Origin of the sequence: Nocardioides sp. cx-169, assembly GCF_021083605.1 — a bacterium.
In the GTDB taxonomy this organism is placed as follows: Bacteria; Actinomycetota; Actinomycetes; order Propionibacteriales; family Nocardioidaceae; genus Nocardioides.
This window is the reverse complement of the sequence record NZ_JAJNRO010000020.1, coordinates 22,304-46,332: the sequence shown is the minus strand read 5'-3', so window position 1 is coordinate 46,332 and position 24,029 is coordinate 22,304. Positions and strand designations below refer to the sequence as shown.

23 protein-coding genes, 1 tRNA gene and 1 pseudogene are annotated in these 24,029 nt (G+C 69.8%); 10 read left to right on the top strand and 15 right to left on the bottom strand.

The window, feature by feature from the left end; translation table 11 throughout:
* The coding region (locus LRP67_RS20770; protein WP_231272164.1) for a DUF2776 family protein at positions 1–273 on the bottom strand (273 nt) is incomplete at its 3' end.
* Between the two features lie 1,545 nt (positions 274–1,818).
* On the opposite strand from LRP67_RS20770, the gene LRP67_RS20765 reads away from it, so the two are divergent.
* Positions 1,819–3,549, top strand: coding sequence for a M28 family metallopeptidase (locus LRP67_RS20765; RefSeq protein ID WP_231272163.1), 1,731 nt, complete (start codon positions 1,819–1,821; stop codon positions 3,547–3,549).
* Between the two features lie 165 nt (positions 3,550–3,714).
* On the opposite strand, the gene LRP67_RS20760 is transcribed toward LRP67_RS20765, so the two are convergent.
* The gene (locus LRP67_RS20760; RefSeq protein WP_231272161.1) at positions 3,715–4,176 is read right to left on the bottom strand and encodes a DUF2776 family protein; all 462 of its coding nucleotides are present in this window, start codon (positions 4,174–4,176) and stop codon (positions 3,715–3,717) included.
* 5 nt (positions 4,177–4,181) lie between these two features.
* Positions 4,182–5,018: a helix-turn-helix transcriptional regulator gene (locus LRP67_RS20755; RefSeq protein WP_231272160.1), complete on the bottom strand. Its 837-nt coding sequence runs from the start codon at positions 5,016–5,018 to the stop codon at positions 4,182–4,184.
* 101 nt (positions 5,019–5,119) lie between these two features.
* On the opposite strand from LRP67_RS20755, the gene LRP67_RS20750 reads away from it, so the two are divergent.
* Genes LRP67_RS20750 through LRP67_RS20740 form a run of 3 tightly spaced genes read left to right on the top strand, consistent with a single transcriptional unit; the run spans position 5,120 to position 7,346 of the window.
* Positions 5,120–5,866 carry an SDR family oxidoreductase gene (locus tag LRP67_RS20750; RefSeq protein WP_231272158.1) on the top strand — a complete coding sequence of 249 codons (747 nt, stop codon included), beginning with the start codon at positions 5,120–5,122 and terminating at the stop codon, positions 5,864–5,866.
* Between the two features lie 37 nt (positions 5,867–5,903).
* Entirely contained in the window at positions 5,904–6,347 is a 444-nt protein-coding gene (locus LRP67_RS20745; protein ID WP_231272153.1) for an SDR family NAD(P)-dependent oxidoreductase, read from the top strand.
* A gap of 9 nt (positions 6,348–6,356) precedes the next feature.
* Complete coding sequence (locus tag LRP67_RS20740; RefSeq protein WP_231272152.1) at positions 6,357–7,346, top strand: AraC family transcriptional regulator; 990 nt, start codon at positions 6,357–6,359, stop codon at positions 7,344–7,346.
* Here the strand turns inward: LRP67_RS20740 and LRP67_RS20735 are convergent.
* The 5 genes from LRP67_RS20735 to LRP67_RS20715 form a co-directional block, all read right to left on the bottom strand.
* The gene (locus LRP67_RS20735; protein ID WP_231272151.1) at positions 7,321–9,009 is read right to left on the bottom strand and encodes a cell wall metabolism sensor histidine kinase WalK; all 1,689 of its coding nucleotides are present in this window, start codon (positions 9,007–9,009) and stop codon (positions 7,321–7,323) included. The two genes, LRP67_RS20740 and LRP67_RS20735, sit on opposite strands and share 26 nt — an antisense overlap.
* Positions 9,010–9,485: 476 nt before the next feature.
* Positions 9,486–10,664 (bottom strand): ABC transporter permease, encoded by a 1,179-nt coding sequence (locus LRP67_RS20730; RefSeq protein WP_231272144.1) that lies wholly within the window; start codon positions 10,662–10,664, stop codon positions 9,486–9,488.
* Positions 10,661–11,332, bottom strand: a complete 672-nt coding sequence (locus tag LRP67_RS20725; RefSeq protein WP_231272142.1) for an ABC transporter ATP-binding protein — start codon at positions 11,330–11,332, stop codon at positions 10,661–10,663. Before LRP67_RS20725 ends, LRP67_RS20730 begins: the two co-directional genes overlap by 4 nt.
* A complete protein-coding gene (locus tag LRP67_RS20720; protein WP_231272140.1) occupies positions 11,329–12,375 on the bottom strand; it encodes a peptidoglycan-binding domain-containing protein in 1,047 nt (348 codons plus the stop codon). The genes LRP67_RS20725 and LRP67_RS20720 overlap by 4 nt, the downstream gene beginning before the upstream one ends.
* Before the next feature lie 5 nt (positions 12,376–12,380).
* Positions 12,381–13,019, bottom strand: coding sequence for a hypothetical protein (locus tag LRP67_RS20715; RefSeq protein WP_231272139.1), 639 nt, complete (start codon positions 13,017–13,019; stop codon positions 12,381–12,383).
* A gap of 78 nt (positions 13,020–13,097) precedes the next feature.
* Between LRP67_RS20715 and LRP67_RS20710 the strand changes: the two genes are divergently transcribed.
* The 4 genes from LRP67_RS20710 to LRP67_RS22000 all read left to right on the top strand — a co-directional run bounded on the left by LRP67_RS20710 (position 13,098) and on the right by LRP67_RS22000 (position 17,942).
* Positions 13,098–13,796 (top strand): response regulator transcription factor, encoded by a 699-nt coding sequence (locus LRP67_RS20710; RefSeq protein ID WP_231272136.1) that lies wholly within the window; start codon positions 13,098–13,100, stop codon positions 13,794–13,796.
* Entirely contained in the window at positions 13,793–15,439 is a 1,647-nt protein-coding gene (locus LRP67_RS22005) for a cell wall metabolism sensor histidine kinase WalK (RefSeq protein WP_231272134.1), read from the top strand. The genes LRP67_RS20710 and LRP67_RS22005 overlap by 4 nt, the downstream gene beginning before the upstream one ends.
* A gap of 263 nt (positions 15,440–15,702) precedes the next feature.
* On the top strand, positions 15,703–16,206 hold the full coding sequence (locus LRP67_RS20700; protein WP_231272133.1) for an ASCH domain-containing protein: 504 nt from the start codon (positions 15,703–15,705) through the stop codon (positions 16,204–16,206).
* A 326-nt stretch (positions 16,207–16,532) separates the two neighbouring features.
* Complete coding sequence (locus LRP67_RS22000; protein WP_231272131.1) at positions 16,533–17,942, top strand: DUF563 domain-containing protein; 1,410 nt, start codon at positions 16,533–16,535, stop codon at positions 17,940–17,942.
* 89 nt (positions 17,943–18,031) lie between these two features.
* Here the strand turns inward: LRP67_RS22000 and LRP67_RS22085 are convergent.
* From LRP67_RS22085 to LRP67_RS20685, 3 genes and pseudogenes are all read right to left on the bottom strand, one after another.
* A pseudogene (locus LRP67_RS22085) lies at positions 18,032–18,208 on the bottom strand (IS481 family transposase); the annotation flags it as partial.
* A 40-nt stretch (positions 18,209–18,248) separates the two neighbouring features.
* The gene (locus LRP67_RS20690; protein WP_231272129.1) at positions 18,249–18,626 is read right to left on the bottom strand and encodes a type II toxin-antitoxin system death-on-curing family toxin; all 378 of its coding nucleotides are present in this window, start codon (positions 18,624–18,626) and stop codon (positions 18,249–18,251) included.
* Entirely contained in the window at positions 18,623–18,826 is a 204-nt protein-coding gene (locus LRP67_RS20685; RefSeq protein WP_231272127.1) for a hypothetical protein, read from the bottom strand. The genes LRP67_RS20690 and LRP67_RS20685 overlap by 4 nt, the downstream gene beginning before the upstream one ends.
* A gap of 353 nt (positions 18,827–19,179) precedes the next feature.
* Here LRP67_RS20685 and LRP67_RS20680 point away from each other — a divergent pair, with 353 nt between their 5' ends.
* The gene (locus LRP67_RS20680; protein ID WP_231272125.1) at positions 19,180–20,403 is read left to right on the top strand and encodes an integrase core domain-containing protein; all 1,224 of its coding nucleotides are present in this window, start codon (positions 19,180–19,182) and stop codon (positions 20,401–20,403) included.
* 62 nt (positions 20,404–20,465) lie between these two features.
* Here the strand turns inward: LRP67_RS20680 and LRP67_RS20675 are convergent.
* Positions 20,466–20,539: transfer RNA gene (locus LRP67_RS20675), tRNA-Pro, on the bottom strand.
* 366 nt (positions 20,540–20,905) lie between these two features.
* Here LRP67_RS20675 and LRP67_RS20670 point away from each other — a divergent pair.
* On the top strand, positions 20,906–21,160 hold the full coding sequence (locus tag LRP67_RS20670) for a hypothetical protein (protein WP_231272123.1): 255 nt from the start codon (positions 20,906–20,908) through the stop codon (positions 21,158–21,160).
* A gap of 67 nt (positions 21,161–21,227) precedes the next feature.
* Here LRP67_RS20670 and der read toward each other — a convergent pair whose 3' ends face one another.
* From der to cmk, 3 genes are read right to left on the bottom strand one after another with little or no spacing between them, the layout of a single operon-like run.
* The gene (gene der / locus LRP67_RS20665) at positions 21,228–22,598 is read right to left on the bottom strand and encodes a ribosome biogenesis GTPase Der (RefSeq protein WP_231272122.1); all 1,371 of its coding nucleotides are present in this window, start codon (positions 22,596–22,598) and stop codon (positions 21,228–21,230) included.
* Positions 22,595–23,344: a 1-acyl-sn-glycerol-3-phosphate acyltransferase gene (locus LRP67_RS20660; RefSeq protein WP_231272120.1), complete on the bottom strand. Its 750-nt coding sequence runs from the start codon at positions 23,342–23,344 to the stop codon at positions 22,595–22,597. The genes der and LRP67_RS20660 overlap by 4 nt, the downstream gene beginning before the upstream one ends.
* Entirely contained in the window at positions 23,341–24,018 is a 678-nt protein-coding gene (cmk, locus tag LRP67_RS20655) for a (d)CMP kinase (RefSeq protein WP_231272119.1), read from the bottom strand. Before cmk ends, LRP67_RS20660 begins: the two co-directional genes overlap by 4 nt.
* Positions 24,019–24,029 lie beyond the last annotated feature (11 nt).

The window sequence follows — 24,029 nt, the reverse complement described above, 5'->3', positions numbered from 1 at the left end:
CCCATACGCCGCGGTCCCGATCGCCGCCAGGTAGCCGAGCGCCGGGTAGAGGACCCGGTCGACGGCGTTGAAGCGCCCGATCAGCTGGCGGATGATCGTCGCGGCCGTGCAGAACAGGCACAGACAGATCGCGCCGAGGAACGTGACCACCCGCCCCGCGACGAAGTTGCCCGGCGCATCGCCGGCGTTCCAGACGTAGACGCCGAACCCGACGCAGACACCCATCATGGCGAGCGGGATGGCCCGGAAGATGACGCTGACCCAATAGTTCATGAGAGCACGACCTTCAACAGTTGAAGTCGGCCCGCACGCGACCTCACGGCCACGCGTCCACCCGTCGTCCTAGTAGAGCATGGATCACCGGCTGCAACCGAGGACCGTCGCTCAAGGGAGATCCTGACCCCACGTGGCCACGACGTGAACGCACGTCGGGACACTCCCCGCGCCTCAGGATGAGCGTGTAGGAGCCTTCATCCTCGGGAGCCTCGATGTCTGCACCGGGACCGACGCGCCAGCCGACCTCCACCCTGAATTGCGAAGAGCCTGATCACTCTGCGGTCTAGGAAGACGGTTTGTGTCGAGCCTTCTTTGGCTCTTCTCCCGCAGGCCCCATTGCGCAAACTAGGCCCGCGCAAGACTCCTAATTATGTCGCTGAACTTGACCAGCCACTCCAGTCACGCCAGCCCTGGCCCGGGCGCTTGCATACATGCACACTGCCGTCACACCGGCCAACACGAAATTCGATCGTCTCGCCCTCAGCAAAATTCTTGTTGCATTCCCCAATATTCCCCGAGCCCAAGGTGCTTCGACACATTCCAGCCCGGCCGTAGTTTGTCCGCCAATGCATGCCGACGGACATCCCGTCACCGCAGAAGTCACGCATCCTAAGCGTATCTTCCGATCGGACGTAGCCTCCGTCGCCGCATCCAGCCGCCCCTTGAAGCCAGGAGCCGACGCTGTCGCCGAGCCCTGGGCATGGCCAACCACAGTCCACGGCAACGTCGTACTCGAATGAGTACGCCTGAGCGGGGGCTGCTCCAACAAAACTCAGCGACAGAAGGCAGAGAACTGCCGCCATCACTGTAGATCGTCCGTAAGCTCGCATTGTTCTCATCGATCCTTTCGTGTGTGGTGGAATCACACCCGGAGGAGAGTTTCGCGGCTTCATCGATATGGAGACTAGGACGTGCTTTTGCACAAGGCCCCACAACATCCGAGAATCCAAGAGTCCGAGGAACCCCGATGATGTCGGGTAAGAGTTAGTTTGGCCATGGCCTGAAATGGCTACCAGTTTGGCCAGGTTGAGTCATTGTCAGTTAAGGAGTTTGGACGTAGCGTTTCGTGCCTCCCGTTGGAAGCAGCGCGATCGATGTCCCGTCGATAAGGTGCTCCTCACAGCTCGGACTGATGGTGTGCCCGGCCCGGCGTCCGCACCGAGTCGCCGGGCGGGGTGAGCGTGTGACCGTCCGCCTCCGAGAAAGCCGACTGAACTTCGCACGCATCCTCGGCACCCGCTACCCCCACGTCGAGTCAGTGCGCCAGCTTCTGCGACGTCCTCCAGGTCGCGCGGGCGTAGCCCTCACCTGAGGGACGGCGGGATCGAGGAGCGGAGGCGCACACGGCACCTCCGCTCCCCTCGGCGCGCTGGTCACGGTCACCACCTCACGAGTCGAGAGGGTGCGTCCCCAATTTTGGGGATATCCGGCTCGTTCACCGCCCCTCGACCGACGGTGCGGCGAACATCGCCTGTTCAACCGTTGTCCTGGCCCCCCTGGACCCGGTACCTCCGAAGGGCCTGACGAAGGAGACTGACAACGATGTCCATACCCCTCAGGGCGCTCACCGCGATTGCTGTCACGCTGGCCGTGCTCGGCGCGGCCGCCACCGTCCCCGCGTACGCCGACTCACCCCGCCGCGGCCAGCACGGCCACCACCAGGGCCATCACTGGCACGGCGGTGGGGGGCACCACTCGAGCAACGACTCGGTCCGCAAGCTCACCAGGGCTGTCTCGGTCAAGGGTGTGCTCCGGCATCTCCAGGCCCTCCAGCGCATCGCCGACGAGGACGGGGACCGCGCCGCCGGACGCCCTGGTTACGAGTCCTCCGTCGGCTACGTGGTCGGGAGGCTTCGGCACGCGGGCTACCGGCCCACGGTGCAGGAGTTCACCTTCGACTACTTCGAGGAGAACTCCGAGCTGATCCGGGTCAGCCCCGATCCCGCCGAGTTCGTCGACGAGCAGGACTTCCTGCGCAACACCTTCGACACCGGCTCGCCCGAGGGCACCGCCACCGGCGCCCTTGTCCCGGTGGGCCTCGTACTCGACCCGACCGCACCGGTCGGCACCAACTCCAGTGGTTGCGAGGCCGCGGACTTCGCCGGCTTCGTGGCCGGCTCGATTGCGCTGCTCCAGCGGGGCACCTGCGGCTTCAGCGTGAAGGCGCTCAACGCCCAGGCGGCGGGTGCGGCCGGCGTAGTGATCATGAACGAGGGCCAGCCGGGTCGCACCGGGCTGCTCAACATGATCGGCGACGCGACCGGACTGACGATCCCCGCGGTCTTCGCGACGTACGACACCGGGGTGAACCTCGCGGCCACCCCTGGCGCCAGGGTCACCGTGACCGTCGAGTACACGACCGAGGAGCGCACCAGCTGGAACGTCGTGGCCGAGACCCGTCGGGGCCGCACGGACAACGTCGTGATGGCCGGCGCCCACCTCGACAGCGTTCAGGAGGGTGCGGGCATCAACGACAACGGCTCCGGCAGCGCCGCGCTCCTCGAGGTCGCGCTGCAGATGGCGAAGGTGAGGCCGGCCAACCAGGTCCGGTTCGCCTGGTGGGGCGCGGAGGAGAGCGGCCTGCTCGGCTCCGAGCACTACGTCGCCGAGCTGAGCGAGGAGCAGGCCGAGGCGATCGCGCTCTACCTCAACTTCGACATGGTCGCCTCGCCCAACTACATCTTCGGCGTGTACGACGGCGACAACTCCGGTGGCACCGCACCCGACGGCTTCATCCCCGAGGGATCGGCGCAGATCGAGGACGTCTTCGAGAAGTTCTACGCCAACCGCGGGGAGCCGTTCCAGGACAGCGAGTTCTCGGGCCGCTCCGACTACGGACCGTTCATCGCGGTCGGGATCCCGGCCGGTGGCCTGTTCACCGGTGCCGAGGTCGTCAAGACCGACGAGGAGGCCGCGCGGTACGGCGGCGTGGCAGGCGCGGCGTACGACCCGTGCTACCACCAGCCGTGCGACAACCTCACCGGTGAGGGCCAGGACGAGGCGCTCTACGACCAGCTCGACGAGGACTACTGGCTCAAGGGGAACATCAACGTGGGCGCGCTGGATGTGAACTCCGACGCGATCGCCACGGCGGTGCTCACCTTCGCCAAGGACACCTCGACGGTCAATGGCGTGGTGACCCGCCCCGGCCACGGCCACGGTCACGGCCACCACGGGGGAGGCAGGAAGGGCCACGGAAAGAAGTGGCAGGCGTGGCAGCGTCAGGACCACGACCGGCACTACGTCGGCGGTCTGACGGCCCGCCGGCGGTGAGCCACTGACCGCACGCCCGCACAGGTGACGGCGCTCGCTGCTCAGTGACTGCGCAGCGAGCGCCGCCGTGCGCTCGACGGGTGATGAGGCCGGGCCTGAATCCTCTGCAGCGCGAGTGGCGCACACCTCTGCGGCGTCGACATCGTGTCAATCGTTTGCCCGGGTTCATTGCCGGGAGGTGCCGCTCTCCAGGATGGAGACGATCGAGTAGAGCGTGAAGCAGATCCCCCCCCCCAACCCCACCGCCTTCGCCGAGTTGGCGGGGATCAGCGAGAACTTCGTCGAGGCGGCGGCGACCGTGGACACACAGCCGCAGATCAGGCCGAGCCCGAGGACGACGTGGCCGGCGACGTACTCCGGTTTGGCACCGTTGCCCGAGGCGCCGGCGAAGACGTAGCACCCATACGCCGCGGTCCCGATCGCCGCCAGGTAGCCGAGCGCCGGGTAGAGGACCCGGTCGACGGCGTTGAAGCGCCCGATCAGCTGGCGGATGATCGTCGCGGCCGTGCAGAACAGGCACAGACAGATCGCGCCGAGGAACGTGACCACCCGCCCCGCGACGAAGTTGCCCGGCGCATCGCCGGCGTTCCAGACGTAGACGCCGAACCCGACGCAGACACCCATCATGGACGTCAGCCGCGCTGCTCCGACGCTCGTGTGGCGGCCAGGCTGCCGAGTAGGGCGAGCGCCTCCGCGGCCCGCGAGCCAGGCTCTGCGTGGTAGACGATCAGCTCCTGGCCGGGAGCGGTGCGGACGTCGAAGGCGTGGATGCCGAGGGTGAGCTCCCCGACCTCGCGATGGCGGAAGCGCTTGCGCTCCAGGCGCTTGGTGCGCGCCTCGTGCCTGTCCCACATCGCCACGAAGTCCTGGCTCTCCCGGCTCAGCAGAGCGACGACCTCGGCGATGCGCGGGTCGTGCGGGCTGCGTCCGTGCAGCACCCGGAAGCCCGCCACGGTGTAGCGCGCCACCCGCTCCCAGTCGACGTAGAAGGTCCGGGCGTCCGGGTCCAGGAACACCTTCATCATCAGGTTCGGCCCCTGCTGGAACCCGTCGAAGAGGGCATAGGCGAGCGGGTTGCCGGCGAGGACGTCGTAGGCGCGGCCGAGCACGAGGGCCGGCGTGTCGGGCCAGAGGTCCAGCAGGCGCAGCAGCTCGGGGTCGACCCGCTCGGGCAGCGGGGGTCGCGGGGTGCCGGGTGTCAGTCCGGCGACCTGGTAGAGATGCTGACGGGCGTCGTCGTCGAGCCGCAGGACCTGACTGAGGGCGTCGAGCACCTGCGCGGAAGGGCGCCGCTCTCGCCCCTGCTCGAGGCGGATGTAGTAGTCGACGCTCATCCCGGCCATGGTCGCGACCTCCTCGCGGCGCAGGCCCGGGACCCGGCGTACGCCGTGGACCGGGACGCCCGCGGACTCGGGCGTCACCTGAGCGCGGCGGGCGCGGAGGTACTCCCCCAGCGCGGTGGTCGGCATGCCTCGATCCTAGGTACGAACGTGGCGCCGTGGGTGGGTGCAGCGCTCCCGGGCACGACACGTCCTAGCAGGGGGCCGCGCGAGGGGGCACCGTCGACGACATGACCGACACCTTTGCCTCACCCCGTCCGAAGATCGTCCTGGTCACCGGCGCCAGCAGCGGCATCGGGGCAGCGACCGCCCGCCGGCTCGCTGCCGAGGGCCACGTCGTGGTCGCGACCGCCCGCCGTGCCGACCGCCTCGAGGAGCTGGCGCACGACGCGAGCGCGGCCGGGCACCGGATGGAGGCCCGCGCCCTCGACGTCACCGACCGTGCCGCGTTCGCCGACCTGGTGGGGCGCGTCGTCGCCGACCACGGCCGGCTGGACGTCCTCGTCGGCAACGCCGGCGCCATGCTGCTCTCGCGGCTGGACTCGTTCCTCGTGGACGAGTGGAACCGGATGCTCGACGTCAACGTGCGCGGGCTCCTGCACGGCGTAGCGGCGGTGCTGCCCCGCTTCCGCGAGCAGGGCGGCGGCCACGTGGTGACCCTCGCCTCCATCGGCGCCCACCAGGTCTCGGCCACCTCCGCGGTCTACTCGGCGACCAAGTACGCCGCGTGGGCGCTGACCGAGGGGCTGCGCCTCGAGGCCGACCCCGGCATCCGGGTCACCACCATCTCCCCCGGCGTCGTCGAGTCCGAGCTCGCCGACCACATCACCGACCCGCACGCCGCCGAGCTGATGACCACCTACCGAGCCGCCAGCATCTCCCCCGTCGCCGTCGCCGGGGCGATCTCGTTCGCGCTCGCGCAGCCCGACGACGTCGACGTCAACGAGATCGTCGTCCGCCCCACCCGGCAGCGCTGAGACCCCCCGAAGCCGAGACCCATCGAAGGAGCAGCAGATGAGCAGGAACTGGTTCATCACAGGCGCCTCGTGTGGTTTCGGGCGCGCCTTCGCCCGTGCCGCCCTCGAGCGGGGCGACCGGGTCGCGGCTACGGCGCGCGAGCGCCACGCAATCGACGACCTGGCAACCGCGCACCCCGACACGCTGGTGCCGCTGACCCTGGACGTGACCGACGGGGCGGCCGTCGCGGCCGTCGTCCGCGACGCCGAGAACCGGCTCGGCGGTCTCGACGTCGTCGTCAACAACGCCGGCTACGGCCAATTCGGCGCCGTGGAGGAGCTCACCGACGCCGACCTGCACGACCAGCTCGAGACCAACGTGCTCGGGCCTCTGCGCGTCGTGCGGGCGCCGCTGCCGGCCATGCGCGAGCGCGGCCACGGGACACCTGGTCCAGGTGTCCTCCATCGGCGGCATCGGCGCGTTCGCCAACCTAGGGTTTAGGGTTCGACGATGGACCGTGACGGCGATGTCGGAGCACTGGCGACATGGCGGACCACCGACCCCGGCGAGGCCGAGGCAGCCGTGGCGGCGGCGTACCACGTCCCCAACCGGCTGGTGCTGAACTCCACCGACCAGAGCCGCTTCCACATGCAGCTCGACGAGGTGCGGATCGCCTCCTCCTCGGTCGGGCTGCTGTCCTTCGGTGCGGAGGCCCGGGTGCTGACCGGGGCCACCAGCGGCTTCCACGTGAACCTCACGCTGGCGGGTCGTGCCGCGGGCGCGGGTGACGGCGGGCCGGTGCAGACGGCCGGGGCCGGTGAGGGGCTCGTCTACGAGCCCGGCGCGGTCACCGAGGCGTCGTGGTTCCGTGGGTGCCGGGTCCTGACGCTGCTGCTCTCGCGCAGGGCCGTCGAGCGCGAGCTGGAGTCACTGCTGGGCCACAGCGTGCGCGCGCCGCTTCGTCCCTCGCCCAAGGCCACCACCGACGGGCTGGCCCGTGCCCTCGCGCCGACGGTCCACCTGGCGCGGATGCAGTTGGCCCGCCCCAGCCCGCCGGCCGTGCTGACCACCGTCGCCCGCCACCTCGAGGCGCTGCTGGTGGACAGCTTCCTGCTCGAGCACCCGCACAGCTATCGCGACGAGATCGACCGCGCGGCGCGCACGCCCACGCAGACGCCGGTGCAACGCGCCGCACATCTGCTGGAGGAACGCCCGGAGCACCCATGGACGACCGCCGCGCTGGCGCAGGAGGTGCACCTCGGCGTCCGGGCGCTGCAGCAGGGCTTCCGCCGCCACTACGACTGCCCGCCGATGACCTACCTGCGGCGCGTCCGACTCCGCCGGACGCACGAGGTGCTCGCGGCCGCCATACCGGGCGAATCGACCGTGCAGGAGGTGGCCCTGCGACACGGGATCCTGCACCTGGGGCGCTTCTCGGTCACCTACCGCAAGGAGTACGGCGAGAGCCCGTCGGTCACGCTCGCCCGCCCGGAGTTCTGAGGCCCGGGGCCACGTCAGCCGTGGCCCGCACCGGGCGCAGCGGGACCTGGACGGTCGCCGTGGTCCCCCTCCCCGGGACGCTGGACAGGTCGACCTCGCCGCCGTGCGCCTCGATGATCTGCTGGGCGATCGACAGTCCGATCCCCAGACCCTGGATCGCCCGCTCGTGGGCCGCGGTCGTGCGATAGAAGCGCTCGAACACCCGATCCAGCTCGGCGCCTGACATGCCGATGCCGGTGTCGGCGACGCGGAGCACGAAGGCGTCGTCCCGCCCCTCGAGCCCGACCTCGACCGCACCGCCGGCGGGCGTGTACTTGAGAGCATTGGAGACCAGGTTGTCGACCACCTGCTCCCACGCGTCCGGATCCAGGTGTCCGCGCACTCCAGGCGCCACGGCGGTGGTCAGGCGGATGCCCGCCGCCGCGGCCACGGCGCCCTGCTTGGCCAGCGCGTCGAGGACCAGCGACGAGACGTCCACCGGCCTGGCCCGCATCCCCGGTCCCTCCGCACCCGAGGCCTGGAGGAGCTGGGAGACCCGCGAGAGCAGCACGTGCGCGTTGCGCTGCGCCACGGAGAGCATGTGCGAGACCCGCTGGTCCTCCGGACCCAGCTCCTCGGCGATCAGCTCCTGGTAGCCGATGATGGAGGTGAGTGGGGTGCGCAGCTCGTGCGAGACCGTCGTGAGGAACTCCTCGCGGACCCGGACCGCCTCCACGGCGTCGGTGACGTCCCAGCCCACGACCACGGTGCCGAACCGGTCGCCGTTGGCGCGATGGATCTGCCGCGCCCCGAGCCGGACCGCCACCTGGTCCTCGGGCGGGCCGATCCAGTAGGTGCGCGGCGGCACCTCCTCGCCCCGCTGGGCCCGAGGCACCACGCGCAGGTCGTCCGGCACCGGCGTCACCCGGTCCTCGAGGTAGAGCTGGGTCTGGCGGGCCTCCCCGGCGCCGGACAGACGCACCCCCGCCCGGGCCGCGTGCTCGTGGGCGAGGGAGTTCTCCAGAACCAGGTTGCCGTCCCGGTCGTAGCTGACGATGCCCGCGTCGACGGAGTCGAGGACGGCCTGGACCACCAGGAGCCGGTCGTGGGCGAGCTCGAGCGTGCTCTCGTGGAGTGCCGACTGCTCCTCGAGCACCCGTCGTCTCCACCGCAGCCGGACCCCCACCTGCCGTACGGCGATACCCAGGCCCAGGCCCACGGCGAGCACCATCGCGAGCTGCAGCCGCACCGGCCACGAGGAGGGCAGGGATGCCTCCCCCAGGTACGCAACACCCACGAGCGCGACGGCGGAGAGCACCGCCAAGGCGGTGCCGATCCAGTCGAAGTCGAAGACCAGCCACAGCACCGCGAGCACGGCGATCAGCAGCACCGACGGCATCCGGGAGACGGTGTCGAGCGCCATCAGCAGCACCGCCACCACCGCGAGCAGCGGCACGAGTGCCTGCCAGGCATGAGCGATGCGGTGCCAGGGCACGACGCTGATGGCCACGGTCGGGATCACCATGAGCGACATCCCGACCACCGTCGAGGCGGCACCGCACGACCCGGAATACCCGAGCGCGACGGCGATCCCGAAGATGGCGGTCAGTGCCAGGGTCGACAGCTGCCAGGCGAGGTAGGGCCGGGGCGGCGTGCGCCGGACGGCTCGTGAGGTCGGGCTCATGGATGCTGCCTACTCCGATGCGAGCGCGGCACAGCAGCGTGCCGGGGTCCGCGGTTTGCTCGCCACCAGAGGGTAGGGCGTCCGGCGCCCCGCTTCCCGACGATGACGCCCCACACGGGACAGACTGCGCGTGTGGCACAGGTGCGATCGCGAATCGGATACCGCGTCGCCGCTGCGCGAGGCGACCCGAGCCGCCGAAATGAACGACACCCGGGCTCTGCGACCCCTTGACCCCCAGAGCAACGCGACCGTGCCGCTTGGTCTCGTCTGCGGCTGTCACGTCCAGGTTTCGGCGTCAAGTGGGGTGCCGGGATGCCGTCGTCGACACTCAGGTCGGCCTCCAACCCGGCGGCGGTACGGCGTGCCTCGTCGAGTGCCCTACGCATCGACGCCTGGCCGTCGACGTCGTCCAGCCCCACAGCTGGTGCACGATCTCCATCACGTTCCGCCCGAACAGCGCCATGGTCAGGCCACGGTCAGGTTGTCGCCAGCGCCTCGGTCGGAGACAGTCGGGAGGCCCGCACGGCGGGGTAGAGACCGGCCAGGGCGCCGATCACGATCGCGCCGGAGAAGCCCGCGCCGATCGCGGTCGCAGGGACCACCAGCGGCCAATCGCGTGACGCGGCGTACCCGATGCTTCCGAGCAGCCCGATCAGCATCCCGCCGGCGCCACCGAGCAGCGAGAGCAGCACGGCCTCGGTGAGGAACTGGCCGCGGACGTCGCCGCGGGTCGCGCCGAGCGCACGGCGCAGACCGATCTCGCGACGGCGTTCGAGGACGGACACGATCATCGTGTTCGCCACGCCGATGCCGCCGACGACGAGCGCGACGGCGGCCAGACCGAGGAACAGCGCCGAGAAGGTCGACTGGGTCGCGCGCTTCGCCGCCAGCGCGTCGGAGGGTCGGCTCACCGAGATCAGCCCGGGCAGCTCTGGGCTCAGGGTCGCCGGCAAGACGCTGCGGACCGGCTCGACCTGCGACTCCGCCGCGCGCAGGTAGACGACCGTCGGGTGACCGCTGAAGCCGAGCTGCGACCGAGCCGCGTCCCAGCCGACCAGCACGGCCTGGTCCAGCTCGGGGGTCAGTGGAGTCTTGGCCAGGATGCCGACCACGGTGAACCGGTGACCGCCGATCAGGACGTCGGGAGCACGCGCCGGGTCGAGGTCGGTGATGCCGAGCCAGGTGGCCGCGGTGTGGCCGAGGACGACGGTCGGGAACCTCTGCAAGGTCGGCGTCAGGAAGGCGCCGGACTCGACCGTGGCGTGGATCGCGCCCAGCAGGTCGGGCGTCGCCGCGAGGGCGGTGATGCCGGCGGTCTCATTGGGGTCGGCGAAGGACGTTCTCAGCACCGTGGTGTTGAGGTTCGCGACCCCGGACGCCGTATCGACCGGTCCGATCCGGCGCACCATCGCGGCCGCCGAGGTGGGGAGCTCGACAGGGGTCTCGCCGGCGTCGGATCCCTGCGCCACCAGCACGTTCGTGCCGAGCGCAGTGAGCTTGCGGTCCAGGTCGGCCTGACCGCTCGCCGGGATGCTCGTCACCAGGACGAGGGTGGCGATACCGAGCGCGATGCCGAGCGCGCTCATCACCGCGCGCGCCGGCCTGGCGCGGACGCCGAGCCAGCCGAGCGTCAGCGCGTCGAGGAGGCGTGTCACCGGACGACCTCCTCGGTGAGCAGTCCGTCGCGGATCTTGACCCGGCGGCTGAACGCTGCTGCCACCGACGAGTCGTGGGTGATCACCGCGATCGTGGTGCCTTGCGCGTTGAGCTCGCGGAACAGCGCGAGCACGGATCGTCCGGTGGCCTGGTCGAGCGCACCGGTCGGCTCGTCGGCGAGCACCATCGCGGGCGCGTTCACCAGGGCACGGGCGATGCCTACGCGTTGCCGCTCGCCCCCTGAGAGCTGGTGCGGCAGGTGGTCATGCCGGTGGCCGAGGCCGACCCGGTCGAGCGCGGCGACCGCCCGGTCGCGGCGTTGCGACCGTGGCACCCCGGCGTAGAGGAGGCCGGCGGTGACGTTGTCGACGGCGTCGAGCCGTTCGGCGAGGTGCGACTGCTGGAACACGAAGCCGATCCACCGCGACCGCAGCCGGGACAGCTCGGCGTCGCTGAGCTGCGAGGTATCGGTCCCGGAGATCTCGATGGTGCCGGAGGTCGGCCGGTCCAGCGTGCCCATCAGGTTCAGCAGCGTGGACTTGCCCGATCCGGACGGTCCGACGATGGCCAGGTCGTCGCCGGGCGCGATCGTCAGGTTCGCGTCGCGCAGCGCGGTGATGCCGCCGTCGTACGTCTTGCTGACCCGGCTCAGCTCCAGGACGCTCATCGGGCCACCACGACCCGGGTCCCCTCGGCGACGCCGGAGACCTCGACCTCGCCGTCGGCGACCATGCCGATCGTCACCGGGACCAGGGTGTGGTCCACGTGCTCGAGGGCGTAGCCGCCGCCTGACAGCGCGAGCAGCGCGGCCAGGGGCACGTGCAGGACGTCCTTGCGCGACGCCGTCACGATCGTGGCGGTGACGGTGCCGAGGCCGGCTGCCTCCATCGCCTTCGCCTTCACCGCGCGGACGACGACCGCAACGCTCGGCGGGCTGCCGTCGGTCGGCGTCGTGGCTGCGCCGAGCCTCACGACCCGGGTCTTGATCCTGGTGCCGTCGGTGAGGGCGACCGGCACGACGATCCCCGGGTGCAGCGACGCCCCGAGCGACGTCGGCGCGGCCAGGGTGATCACCTTGTCGAGGCTGGTGACCTCCAGCACCGAGGTGGCCGCGTCGTCGCCGAGGTGCGCGCTGACGGAGTCGACCCGGACGGCGCCCGCAGCCACGACGACGTGGGCCGGCGAGAGCGTCCCGGTCTCGTCGACGCCGAGATCCGCCTGCCAGGCCTTCACCGCCGCGCCCAGTGAACTGCCGAAGATGGCATCCGTGGTCGTGCCCTCGTAGTAGCCGAGCGCCGCCAGGTTCGCCGCGACCAGATCGACGTCGTTGCCGGTCGGCGGCTGGCCGTCGGTCCCGGCGGTCGTCGTCAGCGCCCGGTAGAGCGGGAGCTTGCCGAAGAGCAGCGAGATCGGCCGGTCGTTGACCCGGTAGACCTGACCGCCTCGCTTCACCGTTGCCCCCGCCGAGGGGAGCCAGGTGATGATTCCCTTGCCGCGTCCGGTGACCGTCACGGGTGCTCCGAAGCCGACCTCCCCGGTGACGTCCTGGGACTGCCGGACGGTGCCGCGCGTGACGGCCACGGTGGCCACGGCGCTCTTCTCGGGGGCGACGTGGTCGGTGCCGGTGTTGCCGACGGCGAGCGCCGAGCCGCCGCCGACCAGCGCGAGCACGACCACGCCGACCGCGACGCGCAGCCTGGTGAGGCGCACCGCCATCACTTGCCCCCGAACGCCTCGAGCAGGCAGCCGTGCTCGATCTTGTCCTCGTCGTCAGGGACCGGGTGACCGGCCGCGTACGTCCAGTCGAGGTTGTGGCTGTTGAGCAGCTGGACCCAGAGGCCCTTGGCCTTCATACAGCCGACGTAGGCCAGCGACTCGGCGTGGAAGTCCGGGTTCGTCTCGGCCTCGGTCTCCGGAGGCAGCTGGGGCAGCTTGCTCGCGCAGGCCGCCTTGGCCTTCGCGGGCACCGGGTCGGCGACGACGATCAGGTCGCTCGTGACGGTCCCGGTCGGACCGGGGACGCTCCGGCCGGTGCCCTGGGTGGCGCCGTGGTCGATCAGGCACTGGCTCCAGGCGTTGATCAGCGCCGTGCGCCGGGCGTCGGTGTCGTCGAGCCGGAAGACCGGACGGCCCGTGACATCGGTGGTGTCGGTCTCTCCGCTCGGGTCCCCGTCGGCGCCGGGAGGGTCGGACGGGTCGGACGGGAGTCCACCGCCGGGCGTCGGACTCGTCGAGATGTCGTCGGTGGGGATGTTGGCGACCTGGTCGGTCGAGGGCGAGCCGCCGCAACCGGACAGCAGAGCGGCGGCGAGGACAGCCGCAACGGCGGCCGCGCGGAAGTGGTGTGTCGTCATCCCAGGAAGCTAGGAACCGAATGTCAGGGACATGTCAGCACCGTGTTGGTCTGCGGTCAGCGTTCCTAGACTCTGGTGGTGGCACGCATCCTGATCGCCGAAGACGACCCCAAGCAAGCGGAGCTCGTCCGCCGCTACGCGGTCTCCGAGGGCCACCAGGTCACGGTGGTCGGTGACGGTCGCTCGGCGGTCGACCAGGTGCGCAGCGCCGTCCCGGACATCCTCATCCTCGACCTGATGATGCCCGGCGTCGACGGTCTCGACGTCTGCCGGATCCTGCGCTCCTCGCCGGAGACCGAGGCGGTGCCGATCCTGATGCTGACCGCGCGAGTCAGCGAGAACGACATGCTGCTCGGCCTCGACCTCGGCGCTGACGACTACATGACCAAGCCATACAGCCCGCGCGAGCTGATGGCACGGAGTCGGTCGCTGCTGCGTCGCAGCCGGTCCAGTGCGACGGCGGTCGGCGGTCGTGCCCTGGTCGTCGGCGAGCTCTCGATCTCGCCGGCCACCCGAAAGGTGACCTTCCGAGGTGCCGGGGTCGAGTGCACCGTCGGGGAGTTCGCGGTGCTGGAGCTGCTGGCCAGCGATCCCGGGCGTGTGTTCAGCCGCGACCAGGTCTTGCGTCACGTCCACGGCCTCGACGGGTTCATCTCGCGCCGCACGGTCGACGTGCACGTCGCCAACCTGCGCAAGAAGTTCGAGCCGGGCCTGGTCCGCACTGTCTACGGCGTCGGCTACTCGCTCACCGTGCCGATCACTGGCGAGCCCGCGTGAAGGACAACCGGGTCCCACGGACTCAGAGCCTGTTCTTCCGTGTCTTCGTGATCGGCGCGGCGATCGCAGCCGTCGCTGTCGTCGCGGCCACCTGGGCAACCGTGCGATCCACCACGGTCGCCGTCGGGGAGGAGAGGCAGCAGTCGCTGCACGCCGAGGCGACGACGTACGACCGCTTGATCGGGTACGCCGCGACCCATAGGTCATGGGGTGGGGCCCAGGGCTTGGTGAACCAGTTGGCCAGCTCGGCCGGACACACGATCACCGTCACCGATCCGCGCGGGCACGTTCTGCTCGTCTCTGCGGGAGGCTCGAAGGAGGTCCAGTCGCCGGGCCGAGCGCGCGCCGGCCTCGACGCCTTGTCGATCGACACCGCCCTCCTCGCTTCCGCTGGCGGGAAGTCCACCGTGCCCTCGACCGACACGGCTGAGTGCCAGTACGACTGCCGCGCGTACACGGTCGCGTCCGACGCGGCGATCGACGCCCGCGCCGTCGGTCCGTTCGGTGGGCCGCCGTCGCGCGCGGTCTGGGGCAACCTGCAGCAGCGCGTGAACACCTGCCTGAAGCAGGCAGGTCTCGGGCCCGTGCTCGCGCTCGGCGAGGACTTCAGCGCGATCGTGTCCTACTCCGAGGGGCACCGAGCCGTGACCAGCTGTCTCGACCAGTCGCGCCGCGCCGTGCTCGCCCCGTACGTCGCTCCGTCGGCGCTGCTCTTCATCGGTGGCGGCGACCCGACGGCCGATCTCGGCTGGGACCTCTCCAGCGACAGCCGACTGCGGATCGCGCTGCTCGCCGGCGCCGTCCTGGTCGCCACCCTGCTGCTCTGCATGCTCCTCGCCGGGTACGTCGTACGGCCGCTGCGTCAGATGGCCGCGGCGGCGCTGCAGGCCGGCGACGGTGACCTCGCTGTCCGGGTCCCGGTCACCCGCAGCGACGAGGTCGGCCAGGTCGCCCGTGCCTTCAACACGATGGCGGACCGTCGCCAACAGCTCGAGAGCGCGCGCCAGCAGCTGGTCAGCGACGTGTCCCATGAGCTGCGCACCCCGATATCCAACATCCGGGGCTGGCTGGAGGCGACCCAGGACGGTCTCGCGAAGCCCGATCCCGCTCTGGTCGCCAGCCTGCTGGAGGAGACGCTGCACCTGCAGCGCCTGGTCGACGACCTGCACGACCTCTCCCTGGGCGATGCCGGTGAGCTCTCGCTGGAGCGCGAGGAGATCGACCTCCCCGCCTTCCTCGAACAGCTCGCCGAGGCGTTCGGCGCCGCGGGGAGCTCGGCGGGCGTCGAGGTCCGGGTCGAGGCTGCTCCGGGCTCCGTGATGCTCGCCGATCCGGTCCGTCTGCGGCAGGCCGTCGGCAACCTGGTCGCGAACGCCCTGCGGCACACCCCGGCCGGCGGCGTGGTGACGCTCGCCGCAGGCCCGGGGCAGATCACCGTCACCGACACCGGCGAGGGCATCGCGGCCCCCGACCTGGCGACCGTCTTCGACCGGTTCCGCCGGGCCGACCCGTCACGCAGCCGGGCGACCGGCGGCAGCGGGTTGGGCCTGGCGATCGTGCGTCAGCTGGTCGAGGCGCACGGCGGCACCGTCACCCTGACCAGCAAGGTGGGCGTCGGGACCGTGGCGACGATCCGCATATAGCAGCCGACGATGTGACCAGCGCCAGCCATGGACCACTCAAGTTGCAATCGAATCTTCGCGGCTCATGCCGCACGTCTCGGCGCTCGGAGTATCGCCCTGCGGATGTAGCACTTCACTGAATCACAACTGCGCGGACGGAACGAGTTGTCAGCGTCCGCTTTCACGGTGACGCCCCGGACTCCATCGCGAGGAATGTGAGAATGTCCGAGGTCGGCAACAGTTCCGGTCCTTCGCCCTAGTCGACTCAAGGAGGAGTACCCAACGTGGACACCCCGCCAGCCGCCGCGGTGGACATCGAAGCAGCTCGTGCCATGTGGGCGGCTTATGCCGCTGCCCACCCCGAACGGGTACGGGCATGCCCCGAGTACACGGTCGAACAGTTCGGCGACTCCCGCCGTTTGGCCGATGAGCTCCTGAAGGCTGTGACCGACGGACCGAAGCGGGCCACGTCCGAGCTGGTGACGGAGTTCCGCGCACGCGGCGACGACCTCCCACGCGTCGGGTCCCACTGGATGGCGTGCGACGGCTCCGGGTCGCCTCGCGTGGTGCTGCGCAGCATCGAACTGCGAATCGGCACGTTCGACGAAGTCGATGAGCGGTTCGCCTACGACGAGGGCGAGGACGATCGATCCCTGTCGACCTGGCAGTCCGAGCACCGTTCCTATTGGCAGCGCGCCTGCTCCGCCCGAGGCGCGGAGTGGTCAGAGCAGGACGAGATCGTCCTCGAGCGCTTCGCGGTTGTCTGGCCACCAGAACTGGTTGGCTGAGCGCGTCAGTCTCGCTAAGTTGCCCTTCCGAGAGCGGGCTCTGGCGGATATAGGCTCTCGCCATGAGGCCTGCGCAGCTCCCCCGCAAGGTTCTCCAACGCGTCGCTTTCGCACTTCAGCGTCACGACCACGCCCTCGAGGCGGCCCTGCGCGCGCTCCCTCTCGCGCACACTGGCCGGGCCCTCCGAGTGGCCGTGATCACCGAACGTCAAGGCCAAGATGGTGCTACCCACGCCGTACGCAGGTGTTTCCCGCAGGCAGACGTGCTCGTAGTCGGGGCGCCGCGCCTCGGGGGCATGCATCGGGCTCTGAGCCGCAAGGGACCAGTGGACCTCATCCTGAACACGCGGCCGGCAAGCGCCAAGACCCACCTTGCGCAGATGAACGGCTTGATGCCACACGCAGCCGTGGGGGGTGTGTACGCAGCGGACACGCGATCGATCGAACCTTCCGCCGACTCGTTCATCACCGCGCTCGCAAATCTGACCCCGCATGGCCGCTTGCCACCGGCGCAGCGACAACGAGCTGCGCTCGTCTCCAGTGTCATCAGTGGTCCCCTAGTGGCCGGTGTCGTCATCGGTCGAGAAGCATTGCTGAAGACGCGTCATGCCACCGCCACCGAGGTCATCAACCGCAGGCCCGGCAGGACTCACGTCACCGAACTACAGGTGCTCCCGCGCGGCGCCTTTCACGACCCGGCTCGCCTGTGGACGCATTCGGTGCGAGGCATCGAGGAGGTTCGTATAGCTGACAGCTTTCCCGAGCACCAGCTACGTCACTATCAGTCTGGCGACATCACCTTGGCCTACGGTTCCATCGCTTTTGCAGATGGAGTGCTTTTTCCCGACACATTCCGTTGGCACCTGCAGAAGCGTCTGACGAACTCCAGATTGATCGACATCGGGCCGCACTTCGGTCGAATTAAGGGAGCGCAGAAGAGTACTCAACTGGCGGGGAGCTACTACCACTTCGACTATCCCAACCCCGGTCACTATGGCCACTTGATGACTGAGGGAATCAGCAGGCTCTGGGGGTGGGAGGCGGCCAAGACCGCCATCCCAGACCTCAAGCTCCTCAGGCGCATACATCCCCGCGACATCACGTCAGGCCGAGAACCACATGATGTTGAGCTGCTCACCGCCTTCGGGATCGCCCCCGACGACATCGTCCGAGTAGCCGGCCGGGTCACGATCAACAGCCTCGTGGCCGCCACGCCAATGTGGCACAACCAAGTCCCCTTCTACGTGCACCCCTCAATGACTTCGATCTGGGAGCAGCTCGGGCGAGGATTCGGGACACAGGGCCTCGAAGCCACAGAGCGAATTTTCGTGACTCGCAGCAAGTCTGGCGGGCGCGTCTGCAAAAACACCAGTGAGGTTGAACTCCTCTTCGCCGCCGCTGGCTTCCGCATCGTTCATCCTGGCGGCATGACCCTCACCGAACAGGCGGGGTTGTTCGCCCGCGCTCGCGTCGTCGCAGGATTCGCAGGCACCGGCATGTTCAACCTGGCGTACGCACATCGGGTCGAACGAGTGATCGTTCTTACGCAGGACGCCTACGACGCTCGCAACGAGTACCTCTTCGCGACTCCCCGCGGGGCGGAGACTCACTACTTCTTGAGTTCAGCCGACGTCGCGCACCCACCAGATGGATGGTCGTACGAAGCATTCCAGTCGAGTTGGACGTTCGACATCAAGCGACACCAAGCGAATCTGCTCGAACTGATTCGCCACTAGCGACCCGTCGTCGAGCTCAGGAACGATTGGTCCACTCGGACACCGCAGCTGGCGCCTCACCCTGCCTCTTGACAGAAGGTCCCCACATATCAGATGTACTGACCGGTGAGGTTGGTCAGCCTGGTGAAGGGTGCTGACCCGCCGATGGCGGTGTGGGGCGGTGGTGGTTGCACTCGTGGAGCCATTTTTGGCAGAGCTGCTCGGCGGGCAGACTCGGAGTTGTAGAACTTCTTGAAGGCCCAGTCCAGTAGACGTCTGTGGGCGCGACCCGTCCCACAGCGCGACGATCGTCATCTGGGGCAGGGCCTACCAGGGGCGGCTGCCGTCCCTGATTCGGCTAGCGATTCCCTCGATCTCGTCCAGGTCACCAGCGGCGATCTCTATCACCAGCTCGTACGCCTGGTCATTGGTCAGGGTGAGTCGGCGCCCGTTGACACCGAGAAACGCGATCGTGCCGGCCAACGCGAGCCGCTTGTTCCCGTCCAACAACGCACGGTTGCGGGCCAGTGAGTGCAGCAGTGCGGCGGCCTTCTCCTCGAGGCTGGCGTAGGCATCGACGCCGAAGGCTGTTGCCTGCGGGCGGGCCAACGCCGCTTGCAGCAACCCAGGGTCTCGAACCGGCGCTTCGCTACCGAGGGTTCGTTCTGCGACGTGGAGCAGTTCGGCCAGCGTCAGGTAGATCACTGACCGAGCCGCTCCAAGGCCTCCGCGTAGCGGGGCAGTTCCCGGTCAAGCACCTGGCCGAGCAACTCTGCCCGGCTGTGGGTCTCGATGTACTCGCGCACTGCCTGCCGGGCGATGTCTTGCATCGAGCGAGACTCCTGCTCGGCACGACGACGCAGGGCGTCTGATTCGGCATCCGAGAGGCGCAGGGTCATGGCCATGACAGTGATGGTATCACGGGTGACACCACAGAGTCTGGCGCCGTTACGCGGTCGTGGTGGCGACTGACGATGCTGACGAACGTCCCTTCGCGCTCTCAGGTGAACAGCCTGCGCGGCCCTCGTGAGCGATTCTCGGTCGCGAGCGCGAGGGTTTCTGGTACATCAACGCGTCATAAGGGGATCTGGCTCACATGGCTAGTGGCCCCTGAGCTGCGGTTTCCGCAGGTCACGGGCCACTTCTCGGTCGGGCTGACAGTGTTCTGGTTCAGGACATCGGCGACACATGTCTCAAGACATAGGCGACACCTGTCTCGAGTCATTGGCGACAGCTTCACGAGGCTCGATGCCCGGCCATGTCGCAGCCCACGTCGAAGGCCCGCCTGGTCATCACCGCTCTGTTCCTCGACAACCAGAGCCCTGCCGAGGTCGCCGCCCGCTACGGCGTGCATCGCGCCTGGGTCTACAAGCTCAAGGCCCGCTACGAAGCCGAGGGCGACACCGCACTGGAACCCCGCTCCCGGCGCCCCAAGACCTCCCCCAACGCCCTCGCAGCCGAGCTGGTCGACCTTATCGCCCGGATCCGCAAGGAGCTGACCGAGGCCGGCCTGGACGCCGGACCCGAAACCATCGCCTGGCACCTCGAGCACCAGCACGGACACCGGGTGTCCAGGTCGACTATCAGCCGTCACCTCACCGCGGCCGGACTGGTCACCCCCGAGCCCAAGAAGCGACCCAAGTCCTCCTACATCCGCTTCCAGGCGGGCGATGCCGAACGAGACCTGGCAGTCCGACTTCACCCACTACCGGCTCACCCGTCCCGACGCCCGCCCGGCGCGGACGCGGAGAGCATCACCTGGCTCGACGACTGCACCCGCTACGCGCTGCACGTGAGCGCGCACCCGCGGATCACCACCCCGATCGTGGTCACAACCTTCCGCGAAGCCCTCGCCCGGCACGGGATCCCCACGTCCACGCTCACTGACAACGGCATGGTCTACACCGTCAGATTCGCCGGAGGACGCGGCGGCCGCAACAGCTTCGAAGACGAGCTACGACGACGTCACGTCGTCCAGAAGAACTCCCGCCCCGGCCACCCCACCACCTGCGGCAAAGCCGAGCGGTTCCAGCAGACGATGAAGAAGTGGCTGCGCGCCCAGCCCGTCCAGCCGACCACGATCGTCGAGCTGCAGGCACTGCTGGACCTCTTCGTCGACCAGTACAACCACCGGCGCCCACACCGGTCGCTGCCCCACCGGGCGACCCCGGCGACGCTCTACGACTCGATGCCCAAAGCCCTGCCGGGTCCGGCCACCGACCCCGATACGCACGAGCGGGTTCGACACGACCGCGTCGACAAAGCCGGCTCGGTCACGCTGCGCCACAACAGCCGTCTCCACCACATCGGCGTCGGCCGAACCCACGCCGGAACCTGCGTCATCCTGCTCGTCCAGGACCTCCAGATCAGGATCGTCAACGCGGCCACCGGCGAGCTCCTACGAGAACTGATCCTCGACCCGAGCCGCGACTACCAGCCCACCGGAGCACCCAAAGGCCCCACCCGACGACCCCCGAAATAAACAACACCCGGACCTGCATTCGCAGGTCCGGGTGTCGCCGATGTCCTGAGACATCACATCGGTCGGGCTGACAGGATTTGAACCTGCGACCCCTTGACCCCCAGTCAAGTGCGCTACCAAGCTGCGCCACAGCCCGAATCTCCCGGTCGATGCTGCGTTGACCGGGCGCTGGAACACTACAACAGGGCGGCCCTCACCCGGGAATCGGGCTCACCGGACGGCCATGCTGTCGTCGTCGACCTGGAGTCGCGCGGTGTGGAAGGTGCCGAAGGCGGAGGCGGGATGGTCTTGAGGTCCTCGATCAGCCGGGTGGGCCGGCGGGCGTGCTGCTCGCCCTGGAAGAACCACGGCGAGCCGCAGTCGGCAAGCACCAGCCGTAGGTCTTCAGGGCGCGCCCGACCCGTCGGGCGTACGGCGAGAGGCCGGCGGGCGACCAACCGGCGCGCAGCCGGAACCGCGCCCCCATCGGCGGGTAGGCGAGGCTGTCACGCGAGCCCGCGTCGTGACGTGCCGGCCACAGGTGGTGCCGGCTCGTGAGGTCGTCGCGCACTTCGTTCCACCGCAGCAGGCCGGGCTCACGTCGTCGCGCCACCAGCTGGCGGCGGGTAGCTGCGAGCAGCGGGTGGTGGCCACCGGCCTGTCCCCCGGCGCCGGCGACGACGTGCGGGTCCCCTGGGCGCCGGCCACCGGCGACAGCACGGCCAGGGCCACCGCACCGAGGGTCAGTCCCACCAGCGTGCGCACCGGCCCAGACTAGGCGAGACGGCCTGCCCGGGGAGGGGAAACCCGTCGTCGTGGGAGATGCCCTCGCCACTCGCGTGGAACTAGCGCTTTCGCTTCTCCCGCGGGCGCTGCTGCAGCAGGATCGGGGTGCCGACGAAGCCGAACTCCTCGCGCAGGCGGCGCTCGATGAACCGCTCGTACGACGCGTCGAGCTTGCCGCTGGTGAAGAGGATGAACATCGGCGGCGCCGTGCTGGCCTGGGTGCCGAAGAGGATCTTGGGCTGCTTGCCGCTGCGCACCGGGTGGGGGTGCTCGGCGACCAGGCGGCCGAGGAACGCGTTGAGCGTGCCGGTGGAGATCCGGGTCTCCCAGCCCTCCAGTGCCTTGTCGATGGCGGGGACGAGGCGGTCGACGTGCCAGCCGGTGCGGGCGGTGATGTTGATCCGCGGCGCCCACTGCACCTGGACGAGGTCGCGCTCGATCTCGCGCTCGAGGTAGTAGCGGCGCTCCTCGCCGACCAGGTCCCACTTGTTGAAGGCGATGACGAGGGCGCGGCCGGCCTCGCGGATGGTCTGGATGATGCGGACGTCCTGCTCCGAGAGCGACTCGCCGCCGTCGACGACCAGCACGGCCACCTCGGCGCGGTCGATGGCGGTGGAGGTGCGCAGTGAGGCGTAGTACTCGTGCCCGGACGCCTCCTTGACCCGCTTGCGGATGCCCGCGGTGTCGATGAAGCGCCACTGGCGCCCGCCGAGCTCGATGAGCTCGTCGACCGGGTCGACCGTCGTGCCGGCGACGTTGTCGACGACTACCCGCTCCTCCCCCGCCAGGCGGTTGAGGAGCGAGGACTTGCCGACGTTGGGCTTGCCGACGATCGCGACGCGGCGGGGTCCCCCGGCCTCGTGCTCGCGCTCGGGCGGCGGCTCCGGCAGTGCGGCGAGGATCGCGTCCAGCATGTCGCCGGACCCGCGCCCGTGCAGCGCCGAGACGGGCCACGGCTCCCCCAGGCCGAGGTTCCACAGGCCGAAGGCCTCGGCCTCGGCCCGCTGGTCGTCCACCTTGTTCGCGGCGAGGACGACCGGCTTGCCGGACTTGCGCAGGATCTTGACGACCGACTCGTCGAGGTCGGTGATGCCGACGGAGGCGTCGACGACGAAGAGGACGGCGTCGGCGAGCGTCACCGCGATCTCCGCCTGGGCGGCGATGCTCTGCGCCAGCCCCCGCGCATCGGGGTCCCACCCGCCGGTGTCGACGACCGTGAAGGCGCGACCGGCCCAGTTGGCGTCGTAGGAGACCCGGTCGCGGGTGACGCCGGGGACGTCCTCGACGACGGCCTCGCGGCGGCCGATGATCCGGTTGACCAGGGTCGACTTGCCCACGTTGGGGCGTCCGACCACCGCCAGCACGGGCACGGGGCCATCGGGGCCGTCGGGGCCCTGGGTGGCCTCGGAGTTGTCGGGGGTCTGGCTCACGTCGTCGTTCCTGTCACGCCACCGGAAGGGTCGGGCTCCTGCTCCCCTGGCGGGAGGGGTCCCGGGAGGCTCCGGCCGGTGGTCACCAGCGCCTCTCGAAGGTCGTCGAGCATGCGGTCGCGCAACTGCAGCGACGCGGACTCCACGTCGCCGCGACGGCGCGGCCATGCCGTCTGCTCCAGTGTGAAGGGTGGCCCGAAGACCAGCTCAATCCTCGCGCCCTTGCGCGGGAGCGATCCGGTGTGCCCGCCGGGCTCGCGGGTGCCGATCAGGATCACCGGCACGACCGGGGCGCCGGTCACGAGCGCGAAGTACGCGGCACCGCGGTGGAAGCGCTCGAGCTCCCCCGCGCCGCGGTGCCCCTCGGGGAAGATCCCGACCGCCCCGCCGTCGCGCAGCACCCGCAGCCCCTGCCGGACCGCGCCCGGGTCGTAGACGAAGCGGTCGAGGGGGATCTGGCCGGAGTAGTGCAGGAAGCGGCCCAGCCGGCCGCGGAACATCTCGATCTTGGTCAGGGCGTGGACCGGGCGCGGCGCGAAGATGGCCAGCAGCGGCCCGTCGATCACCCCGACGTGGTTGGCCGCGAGGATCACCGGTCCCGAGGTGGGCACGTGCTCCGCGCCGTGCACGAGTACGTCGTAGCGGCGTCGGAGCAGCCGGCGGGCGAGCGGCCGAAGCCCTTCGAGCATCAGCCGCGGCGGGTGGGGCGTGTGGTCGGTGCGGGGCGGCTGGGTGTGCTCGCTCATCCGACGGCCCGCTCGACGAGCTGCACCACCCGGTCGATGACCTCGTCGAGCGAGTGGTAGGTGGTGTCGACGTGCACGGCGCCGTCGGCCATCACCAGCGGGGCGGTGGCGCGCCCGGAGTCGATCCGGTCGCGCTCGGCGAGCACCTTCTCGGTCGCGGCCACGTCGGAGCCGCCCTCCTCGGCCGCGCGGCGCAGCGCGCGCGCGTTGGCGTCGGCCGTCAGGTAGAGCTTGACCTCGGCCTGGGGCCAGACCACCGAGCCGATGTCGCGCCCCTCGACCACGATGCCGCCGTCGGCGTCGATGATCTCGCGCTGGAGCTCCAGCAGCCGGGCCCGGACCTCGGGGACCGTGCTCACCGGCGACACCGCGCCCGTGACCCGGTCGGAGCGGATCTCGACCGCCACGTCGACGCCGTCGACCTCGATGGTGGGGGCGAGCGGGTCGGTGCCGGAGACGATCGTGGGCTCGCCGGCGCGCGCGGCGACGGCATCGGCGTCGTGGATGTCCACGCCCTCGCGCAGCATCCACCAGGTCATCGCGCGGAACTGGGCCCCGGTGTCCAGGTAGCGCAACCCGAGCCGGTCGGCGACGCCCCGGCAGGTGCTCGACTTCCCCGACCCCGAGGTGCCGTCCACCGCCACCACGACGCGCTCCCCGGTGCTGCTCTCCACGGGAGGTGACC